General features: G+C 72.3%; 16 protein-coding genes. 15 read left to right on the forward strand and 1 reads right to left on the reverse strand.

The genetic code is table 11. The annotated features are described in order from the left end of the window. Positions 1-116: 116 nt before the first annotated feature. From A4V12_RS27645 to A4V12_RS27685, 9 genes are all read left to right on the forward strand, one after another. Positions 117-1,313: an acyltransferase family protein gene (locus A4V12_RS27645; RefSeq protein WP_064072222.1), complete on the forward strand. Its 1,197-nt coding sequence runs from the start codon at positions 117-119 to the stop codon at positions 1,311-1,313. A gap of 165 nt (positions 1,314-1,478) precedes the next feature. Next, positions 1,479-2,810, forward strand: coding sequence for a nitrate/nitrite transporter (locus A4V12_RS27650; protein ID WP_064072163.1), 1,332 nt, complete (start codon positions 1,479-1,481; stop codon positions 2,808-2,810). A gap of 89 nt (positions 2,811-2,899) precedes the next feature. Beyond that, the gene (locus A4V12_RS27655) at positions 2,900-4,048 is read left to right on the forward strand and encodes a uroporphyrinogen-III synthase (RefSeq protein WP_064072164.1); all 1,149 of its coding nucleotides are present in this window, start codon (positions 2,900-2,902) and stop codon (positions 4,046-4,048) included. Positions 4,049-4,172: 124 nt separating this feature from the next. Continuing rightward, entirely contained in the window at positions 4,173-4,718 is a 546-nt protein-coding gene (locus A4V12_RS27660; RefSeq protein WP_064072165.1) for a CGNR zinc finger domain-containing protein, read from the forward strand. A 111-nt stretch (positions 4,719-4,829) separates the two neighbouring features. Then, entirely contained in the window at positions 4,830-5,423 is a 594-nt protein-coding gene (locus A4V12_RS27665) for a sigma-70 family RNA polymerase sigma factor (RefSeq protein WP_064072166.1), read from the forward strand. Further along, positions 5,420-6,238, forward strand: a complete 819-nt coding sequence (locus A4V12_RS27670) for an anti-sigma factor family protein (RefSeq protein WP_064072167.1) — start codon at positions 5,420-5,422, stop codon at positions 6,236-6,238. The genes A4V12_RS27665 and A4V12_RS27670 overlap by 4 nt, the downstream gene beginning before the upstream one ends. A gap of 59 nt (positions 6,239-6,297) precedes the next feature. Continuing rightward, entirely contained in the window at positions 6,298-8,586 is a 2,289-nt protein-coding gene (locus A4V12_RS27675) for a HelD family protein (RefSeq protein ID WP_064072168.1), read from the forward strand. A 432-nt stretch (positions 8,587-9,018) separates the two neighbouring features. After that, a complete protein-coding gene (locus A4V12_RS27680) occupies positions 9,019-10,452 on the forward strand; it encodes an NAD-dependent malic enzyme (protein ID WP_064072169.1) in 1,434 nt (477 codons plus the stop codon). 313 nt (positions 10,453-10,765) lie between these two features. Continuing rightward, positions 10,766-11,047, forward strand: a complete 282-nt coding sequence (locus tag A4V12_RS27685) for an HU family DNA-binding protein (protein WP_017237029.1) — start codon at positions 10,766-10,768, stop codon at positions 11,045-11,047. Between the two features lie 399 nt (positions 11,048-11,446). On the opposite strand, the gene murA is transcribed toward A4V12_RS27685, so the two are convergent. Continuing rightward, entirely contained in the window at positions 11,447-12,787 is a 1,341-nt protein-coding gene (murA, locus tag A4V12_RS27690; RefSeq protein ID WP_064072170.1) for a UDP-N-acetylglucosamine 1-carboxyvinyltransferase, read from the reverse strand. A gap of 264 nt (positions 12,788-13,051) precedes the next feature. Between murA and A4V12_RS27695 the strand changes: the two genes are divergently transcribed. From A4V12_RS27695 to A4V12_RS27720, 6 genes are all read left to right on the forward strand, one after another. Beyond that, positions 13,052-13,612 carry a YqgE/AlgH family protein gene (locus A4V12_RS27695; protein ID WP_064072171.1) on the forward strand — a complete coding sequence of 187 codons (561 nt, stop codon included), beginning with the start codon at positions 13,052-13,054 and terminating at the stop codon, positions 13,610-13,612. A gap of 182 nt (positions 13,613-13,794) precedes the next feature. Continuing rightward, on the forward strand, positions 13,795-14,082 hold the full coding sequence (locus A4V12_RS27700; RefSeq protein ID WP_023588437.1) for a DUF3039 domain-containing protein: 288 nt from the start codon (positions 13,795-13,797) through the stop codon (positions 14,080-14,082). A gap of 189 nt (positions 14,083-14,271) precedes the next feature. Next, a complete protein-coding gene (locus A4V12_RS27705; RefSeq protein WP_064072172.1) occupies positions 14,272-15,573 on the forward strand; it encodes an extracellular solute-binding protein in 1,302 nt (433 codons plus the stop codon). 3 nt (positions 15,574-15,576) lie between these two features. After that, positions 15,577-16,629, forward strand: coding sequence for a carbohydrate ABC transporter permease (locus tag A4V12_RS27710; protein ID WP_064072173.1), 1,053 nt, complete (start codon positions 15,577-15,579; stop codon positions 16,627-16,629). Beyond that, positions 16,629-17,459 (forward strand): carbohydrate ABC transporter permease, encoded by an 831-nt coding sequence (locus A4V12_RS27715; protein WP_064072174.1) that lies wholly within the window; start codon positions 16,629-16,631, stop codon positions 17,457-17,459. Before A4V12_RS27710 ends, A4V12_RS27715 begins: the two co-directional genes overlap by 1 nt. Positions 17,460-17,466: 7 nt before the next feature. After that, the gene (locus A4V12_RS27720; protein ID WP_064072175.1) at positions 17,467-19,194 is read left to right on the forward strand and encodes a beta-N-acetylhexosaminidase; all 1,728 of its coding nucleotides are present in this window, start codon (positions 17,467-17,469) and stop codon (positions 19,192-19,194) included. Positions 19,195-19,415: the final 221 nt, after the last annotated feature.

Genomic DNA, 19,415 nt, shown 5'->3' on the forward strand with positions numbered 1-19,415 from the left:
ACACCGGCACCGGCCACGCGGCGGCCCACGGGGCCGGCGCCCTGGTGGCGGACGACCCGGGCACGCGCCGCGCCGCCCCGGGGAGCGCCGGCACGACGACCGCGCCGGAAACCGCCCTGGAGACCACCGGAGGCGTACCGCGCGCCCGGCACAAGGCGACCGTCGCGGGCGGCCCCGCCCCGGCGGCCGCGCGGCCCGGCCGTGACCGCTACCTGGACCTGCTGCGGGCGATCGCGCTCCTCCGCGTGATCGTCTACCACATCTTCGGCTGGGCCTGGCTGACCGTCCTCTTCCCGTCCATGGGCGTGATGTTCGCGCTCGCCGGGTCGCTGATGGCGCGCTCGCTGTCGCGGCCCGCGTGGGGCGTGATCCGGGGGCGTGTCCGACGGCTGCTGCCGCCCATGTGGGCGTTCTCCCTCACCGTCGTACCGATCATGCTCTACTTCGGCTGGAAGCCGCTGAAGGAAGAGGGCCTGTGGTGGTTCGCCAAGCTGGCCACCTACATCTTCCCGATCGGCGCCCCGCCGTTCCCCTGGCACAGCGGCAGCCAGTCCGGTCTGCTGGAGGACACCTGGGCCGTGCAGGCCGCCGGGCCCCTCTGGTACATCCGCGCCTACCTGTGGTTCGTCATCGCCTCGCCGCTGCTGCTGTGGGCGTTCCGCAGGCTGCCGTGGGTGACCCTGCTCGCGCCGCTCGGCCTCACCGCGATCGTCGGCTCCGGCCTGATCAAGATCCCCGGTGAGACCGGCAACGCCATCACCGACTTCGCCTGCTACGGCTCGTGCTGGGTGCTGGGCTTCGCGCACAACGAGGGCCTGTTCCAGAAGGTCCCCCGGTACATCTCGGTCTCCGTGTCCGCGCTGATCATGGCCTTCGGCCTGTGGTGGGCGTCCGGGCACCTGGGCCCGGACGGCTGGGACCTCAACGACATCCCGCTCGCCCAGGCCACCTGGTCGTTCGGCTTCTGCGTGATCCTCCTCCAGTACTCGCCGTCCTGGAAGGAACTGCCCGGAAAGCTCGCCGCGTGGGACTCGCTGGTGACCCTCGCCAACAACCGGGCCGTGACGATCTACCTCTGGCACAACCTGCTGATCATGGCCACGATCCCGATCATCGACCTGCTGTGGAAGATCCCGGGCGTCTGGCCGACCTACTCGGGCTACCTGGAGAGCGCGTACACCGTGCTCATGCTGATCGTCGTCTTCCCGCTGATCGGGCTGATGATCATGGCGGTGGGATGGCTGGAGGACGTCGCCGCCAAGCGCAGTCCCCGGCTCTGGCCGAACGGCGCCCCGAAGAAGGCGCGCCGCTGAGCAAGCCCGCGAGCGCGCCGGCGAGCGCGCCGCTCACAGTGAGCCCGAGCCCCGGGTGAGAGCAAGGTTTCAGCCCGGTCACGTCATATGACCGGGCTGAAACGCATCCTCCCTAGCGTCGGTCCTGACGGGATTCAGGACCTGACAGCACAGTGGAGGTACGCGATGAGCGGCCGGTGGATCGAGCAGTGGGACCCTGAGGACGAGACCTTCTGGCGGGAGAAGGGGGAGCGCATCGCCAAACGCAACCTGGCGTTCTCCGTCTTCTCCGAGCACATCGGGTTCTCCATCTGGTCGCTGTGGTCGGTGATGGTCCTGTTCATGGGGCCGGAGTACGGCATCGACCCGGCCGGCAAGTTCTCCCTCATCGCGGTCGCGACCCTGGTGGGGGCCCTGATCCGGATCCCGTACACCTTCGCCGTCGCCCGCTTCGGCGGCCGCAACTGGACGATCCTCAGCGCGCTGCTGCTCCTGCTGCCGACGGGCGCCGCCTACACGGTGATGGAGCCGGGCACGTCGTACACGACCTTCCTCCTCGTCGCCGCCCTCACCGGCGTCGGCGGAGGCAACTTCGCCTCGTCGATGACGAACATCAACGCCTTCTTCCCGCTCCACAAGAAGGGCTGGGCCCTCGGCCTCAACGCCGGCGGCGGCAACATCGGCGTGCCCGTCGTCCAGCTCATCGGCCTGCTGGTCATCGGCACCGCCGGGGCGGCCCAGCCGCGGGTCGTGCTCGGCATCTACCTCCCGCTGATCGTGGTCGCCGCGCTGTGCTCCGCGCTGTACATGGACAACCTGGCGCCCGTGAGGAACGACACCGGAGCCGTCAAGGAGGCCGTCAAGGACGCCCACACCTGGATCATGGCGTTCCTGTACATCGGCACCTTCGGCTCGTTCATCGGCTACAGCTTCGCCTTCGGCCTGGTGCTCCAGACCCAGTTCGGGCGCACGCCGCTCCAGGCCGCGTCCCTCACCTTCATCGGCCCGCTGCTCGGCTCCCTGATCCGGCCGCTGGGCGGCTCCCTCGCCGACCGGCACGGCGGCGCCCGCATCACGGTGGCGACCTTCGTCGCCATGGCCGCCGCGACCGGCGTGGTCGTCTACGCCTCCGTCATCGAGTCGCTGCCGGTCTTCCTCGTCGGCTTCATCGCCCTGTTCGTCCTCAGCGGGCTCGGCAACGGCTCCACCTTCAAGATGATCCCCGCCATCTTCCAGGCCAAGGCCCACGCCATCGGCCTGGAGGGCGAGGAGGCCGCGGCGTACGGACGCCGGATCTCCGGTGCCGCGATCGGCCTCATCGGCGCCGTGGGCGCCATCGGCGGGCTCGCCATCAACCTGGCCTTCCGGCAGTCCTTCCAGACCGCCGGCACCGGCACCGCCGCCTTCGTCGCCTTCCTCCTCTTCTACGCCGCCTGCCTGACCGTCACCTGGGCGGTATACCTTCGCCGTCCGCTGGAGGTGCCCGCCAAGCGGCAGCTCAGCTACTCCGAGGTGTGACGCGAGTGGCACGCCGCGGCGCCGTACGTAACGGGGGAGAAATGTCACCGATCCGGGACTGTCACGGACCCTTGCCACTCTCTGATGTCATGCACGAGCACGAGCATGGTTCCCACGGCCCGCTGGCCGGGTTCACCGTCGGCGTCACCGCGGCCCGCCGCGCGGACGAACTGGGCGCGCTGCTGGAGCGCCGCGGCGCGGCCGTCCAGCACGCCCCGGCACTGCGGATCGTGCCGCTCGCCGACGACGCCGAACTCCTCGACGCCACCAAGGCCCTCATCGGCCACGCCCCGGACGTCGTGGTCGCCACGACCGCGATCGGCTTCCGGGGCTGGCTGGAGGCGGCCGACGGCTGGGGGTACGGGGAGGAACTCCTCGACCGGCTGCGCGCCGCCCAGGTCCTCGCCCGCGGCCCCAAGGTCAAGGGGGCCGTACGGGCGGCCGGGCTGACCGAGGAGTGGTCGCCCGCCTCGGACTCCATGGCCGAGGTCCTGGACCGGCTGCTCGGCCAGGACATGACCGGGCGGCGCGTCGCGCTCCAGCTGCACGGCGAGCCGCTGCCCGGCTTCGTCGAGGCGCTGCGCGCCGCGGGCGCCGAGGTCGTGGTCGTCCCCGTCTACCGGTGGATGCCGCCCGAGGACCTGGCGCCCCTGGACCGCCTCATCGACGCCACGGTCTCCCGGTCGCTGGACGCGGTCACCTTCACCAGCGCCCCGGCGGGCGCCTCGATGCTGGCACGCGCCCAGGACCGGGGCCTGCTGCCGGACCTGCTCGACGCGCTCCGCCACGACGTGCTGGCCGCCTGCGTCGGGCCGGTCACCGCCCTGCCCCTCCAGGCGCACGGCATCGACACCGTCCAGCCGGCCCGCTTCCGGCTCGGCCCCCTGGTCCAGTCGCTGTGCCAGGAACTGCCCTCCCGCGCCCGGACCCTGCCGGTCGCCGGGCGGCGCATCGAGATCCGCGGCCACGCCGTCCTGGTCGACGGCGACCTGCGCCCGGTGCCGCCGGCCGGCATGTCCCTGCTCCACTCGCTGGCCCGCCGCCCCGGCTGGGTCGTCTCCCGCGCCGACCTGCTGCGCGCCCTCCCCGGAGCGGGCCGCGACGAGCACGCGGTGGAGACCGCGATGGCCCGCCTCCGGTCCGCCCTGGGCGCGCCCAAGCTCATCCAGACGGTCGTCAAGCGGGGCTACCGCCTCGCCCTGGACCCCGAGGCGGACGCCAAGTACGCCGACGCGTGAGCCCCGGCGGGCGCTCACGGCACGGGGCCGGCCCTCCCCGTCCGCCCCGCCAGCCCCGCCCGGCCCGCGCCCGGTCGGGCAGGCGGGGTTCCGGTGGCGCGTCCGGACGGGCACTCTGGGGCGCATGGTGGCATGGCGGTTCCACTCCGGGCGGCTCTGCCTGGACCTGATGGCCGACCCGCCGTCCGACGCGGGGCGGCTCGCGCGGTGGCTCCACGCCGCCGGGCTCGTACCGGCCGGCACCCCGCTCGACGGGGTCGACGCGCGGTGGGCGGAACGGTTCGCGGAACTGGCGCGCGACGTGGACCAGTTGGTGCGCGACCAGCTCGCCGGTCACGGACGGTACGCGGCCCCCCGGCTGGACCACCTCAACGCCCTCGCCGCCGCCCCGCCCCCCGCGCCCCTGGCGGTACGGGGCGAGGACGGCGGACTCGTACGGGCGTTGGCGGTGCCGCCCGACTGCGGCGCCCTCCTCGCGGCCGTCGCCCGCGACGCCGTCGACCTGCTCACCGACCCCGTCACCCTCTCCCGGCTGCGCCAGTGCGCCGGGGAGGGCTGCCGCCGTGTGTATCTCGACACATCCCGGGGGCGCCGCCGCCGCTGGTGCTCCAGCGAGATGTGCGGCAACCGGGAGCGCGTCGCACGCCACCGGGCGCGTACACACGGGTAGTTACGAAACTTCCTGAGAAAAAAATCTCCCCGCGTTGAGTAAACCTTCCCGCCCCCCACGTAGTGATGGGGGACAGCGAGTCAGATCAAGGTCTCGACCGGGAGGTTCCAGGTGCGCAAGGATGCCGCCGTGGCCGATGACCGTCGTGGGACGCATCGCGCCCGGCACAGAGCGGTGCCCGCACGCACCCAACCGGACGTCCCGGACGAAGAGTTGATGCGTGCTCTCTACCGTGAACACGCCGGGCCCCTGCTCGCCTATGTACTGCGCCTCGTCGCCGGCGACCGCCAGCGCGCCGAGGACGTCGTACAGGAGACGCTCATCCGTGCCTGGAAGAACGCCGGTCAGCTCAATCGGGCGACCGGCTCTGTCCGACCCTGGCTGGTGACGGTCGCCCGGCGCATCGTCATCGACGGCCACCGCAGCCGGCAAGCCCGGCCGCAGGAGGTCGATCCGTCGCCGCTCGAGGTCATGCCCGCGGAGGACGAGATCGACAAGGCGTTGTGGCTGATGACGCTCTCTGATGCGCTCGACGATTTGACCCCGGCTCACCGGGAAGTCTTGGTCGAGACATATTTCAAGGGGCGTACGGTCAACGAGGCTGCCGAAATCCTCGGCATACCCAGCGGGACCGTGCGGTCCCGCGTGTTCTACGCACTGCGTTCCATGAAGCTCGCGCTGGAGGAGAGGGGGATCTCGGCATGACGTCGCACCACGCTCCGCAGGGGAACGAGTCGGTGCACGACGCAGTCGGCGCGTATGTGCTCGGCATTCTGGACGGCGCCGAAGCCACCGCCTTCGAAGCGCATCTGGCGGGCTGCGACCTGTGCGCCCACCACCTGGAGGAGTTCTCCGGGATGGAGCCGATGCTGGCCATGCTCGCCGAGGCCCCCGGCCCGGCGTCCCGGCCCGTCGTGCTGCCGATGCCCGAACGGCCCGGGGCGCCGGGCGCCCCACCGGCACCGATGCTCGACCGCCTGGTCGACGAAGTCGCGCTCAAGCGCGCCCAGCGCCGCCGCCGCAGCCGATTCCTGGTCGCGGCGGCTGCCGCGCTGATCATCGCCGGTCCGGCGACCGCGTTCGTCGCCACCTCCGGCGACGACCCGGCCAACCGGACCAACCAGGCGCTCGACCCGCACCCCACCAGTCCCGCCGAGGACGCCTTCTTCAACCACATGGCCGAGAAGGTCCAGCACACCGACGCGTCGACCAAGGTCAGCGCGACCGTCGGCATGGAGAAGAAGGCCTGGGGCACCCACACGGTCCTGGAGCTCAGGAACGTCAAGGGCCCGCTCAAGTGCAACCTGATCGCCGTCTCCAAGACCGGCGAGGAGGAGGTCGTCACGTCCTGGGCGGTCCCGAAGTGGGGCTACGGCATCCCGGGCAGCACCCACGAGACGGGCAAGAACCCGCTGTACGTCCACGGAGGTGCCGCCATGGACCGGAACGACATCGATCACTTCGAGGTCCGCACCTTCGACGGGGAGCGACTGGTGGAGGTCCCCGCGGCCACCGCCTGACATATGCCCCTCCTGTGGCGTACGCTCGACGGCTGCCCAGCACGTCAGAAGGGGGCCCGGTGGCCGCGCAGGAAGCCGACCGTGGTGTGGACACGATCCGGGACCGCGAGATCGGTGTCGAACAGGACCACCTGGACCAGGTGTACCGCCGCCTCGAGGAGAAGATCCACGAGGCGGAGTTCCTGATGAACGACGCCGCCAAGCGCGGCCAGGTGGGCACGCCCGGCGCGCTCGCCGAGCGGGACGCCCAGGTGTTCCGGGCCGGTATCCACCTCAACCGGCTCAACAACGAGTACGAGGACTTCCTCTTCGGCCGGATCGACCTGCTGTACGGCAAGGACGGCAAGAAGGGCCCCGACGGCGCGTACACCTCCGTCGAGCCCGCCGACGACGCCGTACGGCAGGACGGCACCGCCGACATCGGGGAGACCCTCCACATCGGCCGCATCGGGGTCCTGGACTCCGACTACGCGCCGCTCGTCATCGACTGGCGCGCCCCCGCCGCCGCGCCGTTCTACCGCTCCACGCCGGTCGAACCCGGCCGGGTGGTGCGCCGCCGGGTCATCCGCTCGCGGGGCCGCAAGGTCCTCGGCGTCGAGGACGACCTGATGCGCCCCGAGCTGAAGGCCCGCCTCGGCGGCGAGGACCTGGCCGTGATCGGCGACGGCGCGCTGATGGCCGCCCTCGGGCAGGCGCGCAGCCACACCATGCGCGACATCGTCTCCTCCATCCAGGCGGAGCAGGACCTGGTCATCCGCGCGCCCGCCGCCTCCGTCACGTACGTCGAGGGCGGCCCCGGCACCGGCAAGACCGCCGTCGCGCTGCACCGCGCGGCCTACCTGCTCTACCAGGACCGGCGCAGATACGCGGGCGGCATCCTCATCGTCTCGCCGACCCCGCTGCTGGTCGCCTACACCGAGGGCGTCCTGCCCTCGCTGGGGGAGGAGGGCCAGGTGGCGATCCGCGCGGTCGGCAGCCTGGTCGACGGGGTGGAGGCCACGGCGTACGACGAGCCGGCCGTCGCCCGCGTGAAGGGCTCCTCCCGGATGCGGGCGGTGCTGCGCAAGGCCGTGCGGGGCGCCCTCGAACTGGGCGACGCGCCCGAGCGGCTGCGGGTGGTGGCCTTCGGGCGGCGCCTGGAGCTGGAGGGCGAGGAGCTGACCCGTGTCCGGCACGCCGCCCTCGGCGGCACGGCGCCGGTCAACCTGCTGCGCCCGAGGGCCCGCAAGCTGCTGCTCGACGCCCTGTACGCCAAGTCGGGCGCGGGCTCCCGGCACCCGGGCGACCCGGAGCTCGCCGCCGAGCTGCGCTCCTCGTTCGACGAGGACGTGACCACCGAGGACAGCTTCATCGCGTTCCTGGACGCCTGGTGGCCCGAGCTGACCCCCCGGCGGGTCCTGGAGGCGATGGCCGACGAGAAGCGGCTGGGCCGCTGGGCGCGCCGGGTGCTCAACCAGGGCGAGGTGCGGCGCCTCGCGCGCTCCCTGCGGCGCGACGGGTTCTCCGTGCACGACGTGGCCCTGCTGGACGAGCTCCAGACCCTGCTGGGCGCCCCGGCACGGCCGCGCCGCAAGCGGGAGCTCGACCCGCTGGACCAGCTCACCGGCCTGGAGGAGCTGATGCCGGTGCGCGAGGAGTCGCAGTGGGAGCGGGCCGAGCGGCTGGCCCAGGAGCGGACCGAGTACGCCCACGTCATCGTGGACGAGGCGCAGGACCTCACGCCCATGCAGTGGCGGATGGTCGGCCGGCGCGGGCGGCACGCGACGTGGACGGTGGTGGGCGACCCGGCCCAGTCGTCCTGGTCGGTGCCGGAGGAGGCGGCCGAGGCGCGGGACGAGGCGCTGGGCAGCCGGCCGCGCCGACGCTTCGAGCTGACCGTGAACTACCGGAACCCGGCCGAGATCGCCGAGCTCGCCGCCAAGGTGCTGGCGCTGGCGATGCCGGGCATGGAGGCGCCGCGGGCGGTCCGCTCCACGGGCGTGGAGCCCCGCTTCGTCGCCGTCCGGGACGGGGACCTGGCCGAGGCCGTGCGCGAGGAGGCGCGGCGCCTGCTGGACCGGGTGGACGGCACGGTGGGCGTCGTGGTCGCGATGAACCGGCGCGAGCAGGCGGCGCGCTGGCTGGCGGACCTGGGCGACCGGGTGGTGGCGCTGGGCAGCCTGGAGGCGAAGGGGCTGGAGTACGACGCGACGGTCGTCGTCTCCCCGGCCGAGATCGCCGACGAGTCCCCGGCCGGCCTGCGGGTGCTCTACGTGGCGCTCACCCGCGCCACCCAGCAGCTGACGGTCCTGTCGGGCCGCCGGGACGACCCGGACGAGGCCGGCGTCCCCGACCTGCTCCGGGACTGACGCCCGCTCCGCGCCGGACGCCCGGGCGGGGGCCGATCGGGGGCGGTCCGGCGAGGAGGGAATCACTTTCCGGGGCGGTTTGTTAGCCTGGGTGTTGGCACCGGCCCGATCCAAGCCCCCGGGCCCAACCTTCGTCGCTACGAGCGACCACTTGCCGCGAGGCGAGCATGGCGGGTCGGTGCCACTCAAGTCGTACACAGCAGGTCCGTGTCATCGTCCGATGGCACGGACCTGCTGTCGTTTCATGCCCCGGGACTTCCGCCGGAGCCATGATCTCTCGTATGGTGGAAAACAGTTTCCGAAATGCGTACGACCGAAACGACCGCTATTACCTGCTACTCGCAGGTAGGTGCGACCATCGGAGGGCTCCGCCCCGGCCACCCGCCGGACGCGGGGCGGCAACGAAACCAGGGAAAGCAGAGGAACACGGCCATGGCAACGGCGCCCAGCGTCTCGTACTCGATGACGGTCCGGCTGGAGGTGCCCGCGAGCGGAACAGCGGTCTCCCAGCTCACCACGGCTGTGGAATCCTCCGGCGGCTCGGTCACCGGCCTCGACGTCACCGCGTCCGGCCACGAGAAGCTGCGGATCGACGTCACCATCGCCGCGACCTCCACCGGCCACGCCGAGGAGATCGTCGGGAAACTCCGCGGCATCGAGGGCGTCGTCCTCGGCAAGGTCTCCGACCGTACGTTCCTGATGCACCTCGGCGGCAAGATCGAGATGGCGTCCAAGCACCCCATCCGCAACCGTGACGACCTCTCCATGGTCTACACGCCCGGTGTGGCCCGGGTCTGCATGGCCATCGCCGAGAACCCCGAGGACGCCCGCCGCCTCACCATCAAGCGCAACTCCGTCGCAGTCGTGACGGACGGCTCCGCCGTGCTCGGTCTCGGCAACATCGGCCCCAAGGCCGCGCTGCCGGTCATGGAGGGCAAGGCGGCCCTCTTCAAGAGGTTCGCCGGCATCGACGCCTGGCCCATCTGCCTGGACACCCAGGACACCGACGCCATCGTCGAGATCGTCAAGGCGATCGCCCCCGGCTTCGCCGGCATCAACCTGGAGGACATCTCCGCGCCCCGCTGCTTCGAGATCGAGGCGCGGCTGCGGGAGGCCCTGGACATCCCGGTGTTCCACGACGACCAGCACGGCACCGCGATCGTCGTCCTGGCCGCCCTGACCAACGCGCTGCGCGTGGTGGGCAAGGCCGTCGGGGACGTCCGCGTCGTCATGTCGGGCGCCGGGGCGGCCGGCACGGCCATCCTCAAGCTGCTGATCGCGGCGGGCGTCAAGCACGCCGTCGTCGCCGACATCCACGGCGTCGTGCACGCCGGCCGCGAGGACCTCGTCTCCGCCGACCCCGAGTCCCCGCTGCGCTGGATCGCCGACAACACCAACCCCGAGGGCGTCACCGGCACCCTGAAGGAAGCCGTGCGCGGCGCCGACGTCTTCATCGGCGTCTCCGCCCCCAACGTGCTCTCCGGCGACGACGTCGCGGCCATGGCCGACGGTGCGATCGTGTTCGCGCTCGCGAACCCGGACCCGGAGGTCGAGCCCGCAATCGCCCGCCAGACGGCGGCAGTTGTGGCCACCGGCCGGTCGGACTTCCCCAACCAGATCAACAACGTCCTGGTCTTCCCGGGCGTCTTCCGCGGTCTGCTCGACGCGCAGTCCCGCACGGTCAACACCGAGATGATGCTGGCGGCGGCGGCCGCGCTGGCGGACGTCGTCACCGAGGACGAGCTGAACCCGAACTACATCATCCCGTCGGTGTTCAACGACAAGGTCGCCGGCGCGGTCGCGGGCGCGGTCCGCGACGCGGCGAAGGCCGCCGGTGCCGGTGTGACGGCGCCCACGTCCGCCTGACCTCCGGCGCGTCGCGGGTCCCCGGGCCGTGAAGCCGCCTTTAGGGTGGCGGTTCGGCTCCGGGGAGTCCCGGCACAGTCGACTCAACGTCACCACGGCGGGGCTGTGGCGCTTTTCGTGTGACTCCGGAGGGTGCCGGATTGGCTTTCCCGCCGCTGGTGGGGGCAGGATGCGTATTCGGGCGCGAGGGTCTGACAGCAGACCCGGGTCCGGGGACTGTCCAAGGGCCCTGGCAGCATCGGCTTCGCTGTGCCCACTATGCGGCTTCGCCGCGTGGCACGCCTCAACAGCAAGAAGAACACGGGAGTACAACATGAACCGCAGTGAGCTGGTGGCCGCCCTGGCCGACCGTGCCGAGGTGACCCGCAAGGACGCCGACGCCGTGCTGGCCGCGCTCGCCGAGACCGTCGGCGAGGTCGTCGCCAAGGGCGACGAGAAGGTCACCATCCCCGGCTTCCTGACCTTCGAGCGCACCCACCGTGCCGCTCGCACCGCTCGTAACCCGCAGACCGGCGACCCGATCAACATCCCGGCCGGCTACAGCGTGAAGGTCTCCGCGGGCTCCAAGCTCAAGGAAGCCGCCAAGGGCAAGTAAGTCCCCAGGCGCTCGAGAAGGGCGGTCACCCCACCGGTGGGTGACCGCCCTTCCGCGTGTCCCGCCGCGTGCCCCCGCCGGCCGCCCGCCCGCGAGGCGCGTGGAGGCGGTGTGGAGACGGTGCGGCGGACGGGGCGGCCCGTTGGGGTGCGGTACGCCCTGTACGTCCCGTACAGGGCCTTCTGGGGCCCTCCGCGGGCCGGTCCGCCGCCGCCCGGCGGTCCCGGCCCGGGGGCGGGGCCGGCCGGCGGGGCGCGCGACCGCCGTCAACGGCCCCCGCGGGTCGCGCGGGTGGCCCGCGCAACGGCTTCCGGACGCCCGTACGGCCGTGCACGGGCCCGGGAACGCCCGACGGCCCCTCGCACGGGGCGAGGGGCCGTCGGTACGGCTCACGGGGCGTCAGACGATCGCGCTGCCCGGGAGTTCGACCTTCGCGCCGAGTTCCACGAGCTTCTCCATGAAGTTCTCGTAGCCGCGGTTGATCAGGTCGATGCCGTGCACCCGCGACGTGCCCTGCGCCGCCAGGGCGGCGATGAGGTACGAGAACCCGCCCCGCAGGTCCGGGATGACCAGGTCGGCGCCCTGCAGCTTCGTCGGGCCGGACACGACCGCCGAGTGCAGGAAGTTGCGCTGGCCGAAGCGGCAGTCCGAGCCGCCCAGGCACTCCCGGTACAGCTGGATGTGCGCGCCCATCTGGTTCAGCGCGGAGGTGAAGCCGAGCCGCGACTCGTACACCGTCTCGTGGACGATGGACAGGCCGGCGGCCTGCGTCAGGGCCACCACCAGCGGCTGCTGCCAGTCGGTCTGGAAGCCCGGGTGCACGTCCGTCTCCAGGGCGATGGCGTTGAGCGCGCCGCCCGGGTGCCAGAAGCGGATGCCCTCGTCGTCGATCTCGAAGGCGCCGCCCACCTTCCGGAACGTGTTGAGGAAGGTCATCATCGAGCGCTGCTGGGCGCCGCGCACGTAGATGTTGCCCTCGGTGGCCAGGGCCGCGCTGGCCCAGGAGGCCGCCTCCAGGCGGTCGGGGAGCGCGCGGTGCGTGTAGCCGCCGAGCTTGTCGACACCGGTGATCCGGATCGTCCGGTCGGTGTCCATGGAGATGATGGCGCCCATCTTCTGCAGGACGCAGATGAGGTCCTCGATCTCCGGCTCCACCGCCGCGTTCGACAGCTCGGTGACGCCCTCGGCAAGGACGGCCGTCAGCAGCACCTGCTCGGTCGAGCCGACCGAGGGGTAGGGCAGCCGGATCTTCGTGCCGCGCAGTCGCTGCGGGGCCTCCAGGTACTGGCCGTCCGCGCGCTTCTCGATCGTCGCGCCGAACTGGCGCAGCACGTCGAAGTGGAAGTCGATCGGCCGGCCGCCGATGTCGCAGCCGCCCAGGCCCGGGATGAAGGCGTGGCCGAGGCGGTGCAGCAGCGGGCCGCAGAACAGGATCGGGATGCGCGACGAGCCCGCGTGGGCGTCGATGTCGGCGACGTTGGCGGACTCGACGTGGGTCGGGTCCAGCACCAGCTCGCCCGGCTCCTCACCGGGCCGCACGGTCACGCCGTGCAGCTGGAGCAGTCCGCGGACGACGCGGACGTCACGGATGTCGGGCACATTGCGCAGCCGGCTCGGCCCGCTGCCGAGCAGGGCGGCGACCATCGCCTTGGGCACGAGGTTCTTCGCGCCGCGGACGCGGATCTCGCCCTCCAGCGGGGTTCCGCCGTGGACAAGCAGTACATCGTCTGTGCCGGTCATGAATCTCGCGTTCCGGAGAGGTCGGGCAGGGGGCCAGGGAAAAGGGTAAGGGGGCGGGGCGGCCTTTCCGGTAGCCCGGGGACGCCCGGCAGATGTAATGAATTCGGCACAACACCCTCCGTCCTCCACTCCTTGCGGACGGTTACGATCCGCTTTCGGCCAGGGGGGCCCACGGGTGCCTCATGAGCTGCGGTTCGCCGCCGGCCGTGGCCGAGTCGGCCGCTCGCCCCCCGCGAAGCGCCGGGATGCGGGATCATGTCTGGCATGACCGAGGTGTCCTCGCTCACAGGACGGCTGCTCGTGGCCACCCCCGCGCTGGCGGATCCGAACTTCGACCGCGCGGTGGTGCTGCTGCTCGATCACGACGACGAGGGCTCGCTCGGCGTGGTCCTCAACCGCCCGACACCGGTCGGTGTCGGCGACATCCTCGAGGGGTGGGCCCCGCTGGCCGGGGAACCGGGCGTGGTGTTCCAGGGCGGCCCGGTGTCCCTCGACGCCGCCCTCGGGCTCGCCGTCATCCCCGGTGACGAGGGCCCCCTGGGCTGGCGGAGGGTGTACGGCGCCATCGGCCTGGTCGACCTGGAGACCCCGCCGGAGCTGCTGGCCGCGGCCCTGGGCAGCCTGCGGATCTTCGCCGGGTACGCGGGGTGGGGGCCGGGTCAGCTGGAGGACGAGCTGGCCGAGGGGGCGTGGTTCGTCGTGGACTCCGAGCCGGGGGACGTCTCCTCGCCGCGGCCGGAGAGCCTGTGGCGCGAGGTGCTCAGGCGCCAGCGGAGCGAACTGGCGATGATCGCCACGTACCCGGACGACCCGTCGCTGAACTGAGCCCGGCCGGGGCGGACGTACGGTAATACGATGAATTTCGGCCATCTGCCGGACATGCGCACCGGGGGAGCGCGGGGCGCCCCGCGCGTGAGCGGCTTCACACCCCGTGCGCCGGCGGACACCGGTGGGGTGCGCGGGGCCTCGCTCCCGGGACGGCGCCGACGTGGGTACCCTTGGAGCTCATGAGCACTCTTGAGCCCGAGCGCGGGGCAGGTACGGGGACCCTCGTAGAGCCGACGCCGCAGGTGTCGCACGGCGACGGCGACCACGAGCGCTACGCCCACTATGTCCAGAAGGACAAGATCATGGCGAGCGCCCTCGACGGCACTCCCGTGGTGGCGCTGTGCGGGAAGGTCTGGGTGCCGGGCCGGGACCCGAAGAAGTACCCGGTCTGCCCCATGTGCAAGGAGATCTACGAGTCCATGGGCGCCGGTGGCGACAAGGACAAGGGCGGCAAGGACAAGAAGTAGGTCCACGGCCGCCGAGCCACGAAGGCCCCCGGGCCGCGTACACGCGTACGCGGCCGGGGGCCTTCGTCGTTCGATCACGGATGGTCGAGACCTCTTGTGGGCGTTCCCCGGCCCGTTCTAACCTCCTGCTGTTGTGCAGCACGAAACGACCGTTGCGTATGCTGCAACGCCTTCGGAGGGGAACCCGCCATGAAGCTTCCTGCCCGACTCGTCGCCCCCGTCGCCGCAGCGCTGGTCCTGGTGGCGGCCGCGTGCGCCCCGCAGACCTCCGACAACGGCGCCGAGGGGGACGACCGGACCGGCACGCTCCGCGTCTGGCTCTTCCAGGAGGTGGACAACCGGCCGAAGGAACAGGTCGTCGACGCCGCCGTCACCGCCTTCGAGAAGCGGCACCCGGGCGCCGACGTCCAGGTCGAGTACATCCCCGTCGACACCCGCGCCCAGCGGGTCAAGGCCGCCTTCAACGACCCCGCGAGCGCGCCGGACGTCATCGAGTACGGCAACACCGACACCGCCGGGTACGTCGAGGACGGCGGACTGGCGGACGTGAGCGCCGAGTTCGCGGCGTGGCCGGACGCCCGGGACACCGACCCCGCCGCCCGGGCGTCGGTCACGGTGGACGGCAAGGTGTACGGCGCGCCGCTCTTCGTCGGCGTACGGGCGCTGTACTACCGCACCGACGTGTTCCAAGAACTGGGCCTGAGGCCACCCAGGACGCAGACCGAACTGATAGCGACCGCGAAGAGGATCCGCGCGGCGAAGCCCGGCCTGTACGGCATCGCGGTCGGCGGCGCGTACACCTACGGAGCGCTGCCCTTCCTGTGGGCGCACGGCGGTGAACTCGCCACCCCCGGCGGCGGTTCGTACACGTCGGCCGTCGACGGCGCGGCCGCCCGCAGGGGCATCGCCGCGTACACCTCGCTCTTCGGCGACGACAACTGCCCGGCCGCCAAGTGCGCCTCGATGGGCGGCAACGCGACCGTCACCGCCTTCGCCTCGGGCAGGGCGGCCATGGCGATCGGCGGCGACTTCAGCCACGCGGCGGTGGAGGCGGGCGCGGCGAAGGGCAGGTACGCCGTCGTCCCGCTGCCCGGGGTGACGGAGGGGTCGATCGCCCCGGCGTTCGCGGGCGGCAACAACGTCGGCGTACTGCGCAGCAGTTCGCACCGGACGCTGGCGGTGGACCTGATGAAGTCGCTGGCCGGCAAGGACACGCAGCGCCGACTGTTCGACGCGATGGGCTTCCTGCCGACGTACACGGACGTGCGGGCCGAGGCGGCGCGCAAGCAGCCGTTCGTGAAGCCGTTCATCGACACGCTCGCCGCCGGGGCCAGGTTCGTCCCCGCCTCGCCCGCCTGGGGGCGGATCGACGCCTCGCTGGTGCTGCCGACGATGTTCCAGGAGATCGTGAGCGGCCGGAAGGACGTGGCGACGGCCTCCCGGGACGCGGCGCAGAAGATGGACGCGGCCTTCGCCTCGGCGGCGGGCTGACCCATGACGCACGACACCGGGCGCACCGCGCCCACCGCGCGACGAGGCCCCGGCCCCGGCCCCGGCCCCGGTTCCGGAACGGCGCCGGGCCCGTCGCCGGGACGGCCGCTCCCGACCGCGACCGCGTCCCCGTTCCCGTCCTCGTCCCGCCGCCGCCCCCGTCGGAGGCCGGCACGGGGCCTGGACGGGGGACGCGCTCCGTGGATCTACCTGGCACCCGCGCTCGTGGTGCTGGGCGGCCTCCTGGTGTACCCCGTCTACCAGCTCGGGCTCATCTCGCTGCTGGAGTACACCCAGGCCCAGGTCAGCGGCGGGGAGCCCACCTCCTTCCAGGGGCTCGGCAACTACGCCGCCCTCCTGCGCGACCCGCAGTTCCGGCAGGTGCTCCTCGCCACCGTCGTGTTCGCCGCCGCGTGCGTCGTCACCACCCTGGCCGTCGGCTGCGCCCTCGCCGTCCTGCTCACCCGCATCCGCGCCCTGCCCCGCCTCGTCCTCATGCTCGCCGCGCTCGGCGCGTGGGCGACGCCCGCCGTCACCGGGTCCACCGTCTGGGTGTTCCTCTTCGACCCCGACTCCGGCCCCGTCAACCGGATGCTCGGGCTCGGCGACTTCTCCTGGACGTACGGGCGCTACAGCGCCTTCGCGCTCGTCCTGTTCGAGGTCGTCTGGTGCTCGTTCCCGTTCGTGATGGTCACCGTCTACGCCGGCATCAGGGCCGTCCCCGCCGAGGTCCTGGAGGCCGCCGCGCTCGACGGCGCCTCCCAGTGGCGCACCTGGCGCTCCGTCACCGCGCCCATCCTGCGCCCCGTGCTGCTGGTGGTCACCATCCAGTCGGTCATCTGGGACTTCAAGGTCTTCACCCAGATCTACGTGATGACGAACGGCGGCGGCATCGCCGGCCAGAACCTCGTCCTCAACGTCTACGCGTACCAGACGGCCTTCGCGTCCTCCCAGTACAGCCTGGGCGCGGCGATAGGCGTCGTCATGCTGCTGATCCTGCTGGCGATCACGCTGGTCCACCTCCGGATCGTGCGGCGGCAGGGAGAGGAACTGTGATGCGTACGCACCGCCCCCGGCGCCTGGCCGCCGAGGCCGCCGCGCTCCTGATCGCGGCCGTCGTCGCCTTCCCGCTGTACTGGATGGCGCTCTCCGCGCTGAAGCCGGCGGGCGAGATCCAGTCCACCGACGCCCGCCCCTGGACCCTCTCCCCGTCGCTCGACTCCTTCCGCCGCGTCTTCGAACAGCAGGACTTCGGCCGCTACTTCCTCAACAGCCTGTTCGTCGCCGGGGCGGTGGTCCTCGCCTCCGCGCTGATCGCGTTCCTCGCGGCGACGGCGGTCACCCGCTTCCGCTTCCGGTTCCGCACCACGCTGCTGGTGATGTTCCTGATCGCGCAGATGGTGCCGGTCGAGGCGCTGACGATCCCGCTGTTCTTCCTCATGCGGGACCTGGGCCAGCTCAACACGCTCGGCTCGCTGATCCTGCCGCACATCGCCTTCTCCCTCCCGTTCGCGATCTGGATGCTGCGCGGCTTCGTCAGGGCCGTGCCCGAGGCGCTGGAGGAGGCCGCGTACGTCGACGGCGCGAGCCGCGCCCGGTTCCTGTGGCAGATCCTCTTCCCGCTGGTCCTCCCCGGGCTCGTCGCGACCAGCGTCTTCTCGTTCATCTCGACGTGGAACGACTTCCTGTTCGCCAAGTCGTTCCTCATCAGCGACACGTCGCAGTCGACGCTGCCCATGGCCCTGCTGGTCTTCTTCAAGCCGGACGAGAACGACTGGGGCGGCATCATGGCCGCGTCCACCGTCATGACCGTCCCCGTGCTGGTCTTCTTCGTACTCGTACAGCGCCGCCTGGTCTCCGGGCTCGGCGGCGCGGTGAAGGACTGACGCCCCGATGGATCGCCTGGACCTCGTCCCCGCCCCGTCCTCCCTCCGCTGGTCGCCGCCCGCCGGACACGTCCGCATCGACGGCGGGACGCCGCTGGAGGCCCGGCCCGGCACGGAAGGCGTCGCCCGCTGGTTCCGCGCGACCGTCGGGGCCGCCACCGGGCTGCCGTTCCCGAACGGCAACAGCAACGGCAACAGCAACGGCAGCAGCGACGGCAGCGGCGACGGCGACGGCAGCGGCGACGGCACACGCGCCACAGGCCACCACGGCGCCGGCAGCCGCATCGTGCTGGACATCGACCCCGGGCTGGCCCCCGAGGGCTACCGGATCGCCATCGACGGGCACGCCCAGCGCATCACCGGCGGCAGCGCGGCCGGCGTCTTCTGGGGCGCCCAGACCTACCGTCAGCTCCTCGGGCCCGACGCGTACCGCAGGGCGCCGGTCGGACCGCCCGGCCGGCCCTGGGAGGTCCCCGCGGCCGTCGTGGCGGACGAGCCCCGCTTCGCCTGGCGGGGCCTGATGCTCGACGTGGCCCGCCACTTCCGCCCCAAGGACGACGTGCTGCGCTACGTCGACCTCCTCGCCGCCCACAAACTGAACGTCCTCCACCTGCACCTCACCGACGACCAGGGCTGGCGCATCGAGATCAAGCGCTACCCCCGGCTCACCGAGGTCGGCGCCTGGCGGGCGCGCACCAGGCGCGGCCACCGGGCCTCCACGCTCTGGGACGACCAGCCGCACGGCGGCCACTACACCCAGGACGACATCCGCGAGATCGTCGCGTACGCCGCCGAGCGGCACGTGCGCGTCGTCCCCGAGATCGACGTCCCCGGCCACTCGCAGGCCGCCATCGCCGCCTACCCCTGGCTCGGCAACACCGACGTCGTCGACACGGCGGCCCTCTCCGTCTGGGACACCTGGGGCGTCAACCCGAACGTCCTCGCCCCCACCGACGAGACCCTCCGCTTCTACGAGAACGTCCTGGAGGAGGTCCTCGACCTCTTCCCCGCCGGCACGTCCCCCTTCGTCCACCTCGGCGGCGACGAGTGCCCGAAGGACCAGTGGCGGGCCTCCTCGGCCGCCCGGGCGCGCATCGAGGAACTGGGGCTCGCCGACGAGGACGCCCTCCAGTCCTGGTTCATCGGCCACTTCGACCGCTGGCTCACCCGCCGGGGGCGCCGCCTGATCGGGTGGGACGAGATCCTGGAGGGCGGCCTCGCGCCGGGTGCCGCCGTGTCCTCCTGGCGCGGGTACGCCGGCGGGATCGCCGCCGCCGAGGCGGGCCACGACGTCGTGATGTGCCCCGAGCAGCACGTGTACCTGGACCACCGGCAGGACGGCGGCCCCGACGAGCCGGTGCCCATCGGATACGTCCGCACCCTGGAGGACGTCTACCGCTTCGAGCCCGTACCGCCCGGGCTCTCACCGGCGGCCGCCGCGCACGTCCTCGGCACCCAGGCGAACGTCTGGACCGAGGTGATGGACTCCCGCTCCCGCGTCGACTACCAGGTCTTCCCGCGCCTCGCCGCCTTCGCCGAGGTCGCCTGGTCCACCGGGCTCCCCACCGACCCGGCCGCGCGGGACTTCGCCGGGTTCGAACGCCGGATGGCCGCCCACTACCGGCGTCTCGACGCGCTCGGCGTCGACTACCGCCCGCCCGGCGGCCCGTTGCCGTGGCAGAAGCGCCCGGGGGTGGTCGGACGCCCGATCGACGGGCCGCCCCCGAACGTGTGAGCCCCGAGGGGGCGCCCGCACCGCGGCGCCCCCCGCTCCCCCCGTCAGCCGCCTGGAATAAGTCGTACAAGGTCGCCGAGAAGTGGCAATCCGTACGTGCCTCCGAAGGTGTGGCAAACCGGTTCATCTCGCAGGTCACGGGATGTCCGGGGCGGATGTGTGCTTCGCGGACCCTCGCGCCGACCGGCCCGGAAGATGTGCCAGAGTTGCCACGTCGGGGC

Source organism: Streptomyces noursei, from assembly GCF_001646665.1.
In the GTDB taxonomy this organism is placed as follows: Bacteria; Actinomycetota; Actinomycetes; order Streptomycetales; family Streptomycetaceae; genus Streptomyces; species Streptomyces lavendulocolor.

Excerpts from the sequence above, each read along its gene's own strand:
- A4V12_RS27660 (WP_064072165.1), top strand. The coding sequence starts at position 4,173 with ATGGTGGCATGGCGGTTCCACTCCGGGCGGCTCTGCCTGGACCTGATG.
- A4V12_RS27650 (WP_064072163.1), top strand. The coding sequence starts at position 1,479 with ATGAGCGGCCGGTGGATCGAGCAGTGGGACCCTGAGGACGAGACCTTC.
- A4V12_RS27655 (WP_064072164.1), top strand. The coding sequence starts at position 2,900 with ATGCACGAGCACGAGCATGGTTCCCACGGCCCGCTGGCCGGGTTCACC.
- A4V12_RS27715 (WP_064072174.1), top strand. The coding sequence starts at position 16,629 with ATGCGTACGCACCGCCCCCGGCGCCTGGCCGCCGAGGCCGCCGCGCTC.
- A4V12_RS27710 (WP_064072173.1), top strand. The coding sequence starts at position 15,577 with ATGACGCACGACACCGGGCGCACCGCGCCCACCGCGCGACGAGGCCCC.
- A4V12_RS27685 (WP_017237029.1), top strand. The coding sequence starts at position 10,766 with ATGAACCGCAGTGAGCTGGTGGCCGCCCTGGCCGACCGTGCCGAGGTG.
- A4V12_RS27700 (WP_023588437.1), top strand. The coding sequence starts at position 13,795 with ATGAGCACTCTTGAGCCCGAGCGCGGGGCAGGTACGGGGACCCTCGTA.
- A4V12_RS27705 (WP_064072172.1), top strand. The coding sequence starts at position 14,272 with ATGAAGCTTCCTGCCCGACTCGTCGCCCCCGTCGCCGCAGCGCTGGTC.
- murA (WP_064072170.1), bottom strand. The coding sequence starts at position 12,787 with ATGACCGGCACAGACGATGTACTGCTTGTCCACGGCGGAACCCCGCTG.
- A4V12_RS27695 (WP_064072171.1), top strand. The coding sequence starts at position 13,052 with ATGACCGAGGTGTCCTCGCTCACAGGACGGCTGCTCGTGGCCACCCCC.
- A4V12_RS27680 (WP_064072169.1), top strand. The coding sequence starts at position 9,019 with ATGGCAACGGCGCCCAGCGTCTCGTACTCGATGACGGTCCGGCTGGAG.
- A4V12_RS27720 (WP_064072175.1), top strand. The coding sequence starts at position 17,467 with ATGGATCGCCTGGACCTCGTCCCCGCCCCGTCCTCCCTCCGCTGGTCG.
- A4V12_RS27670 (WP_064072167.1), top strand. The coding sequence starts at position 5,420 with ATGACGTCGCACCACGCTCCGCAGGGGAACGAGTCGGTGCACGACGCA.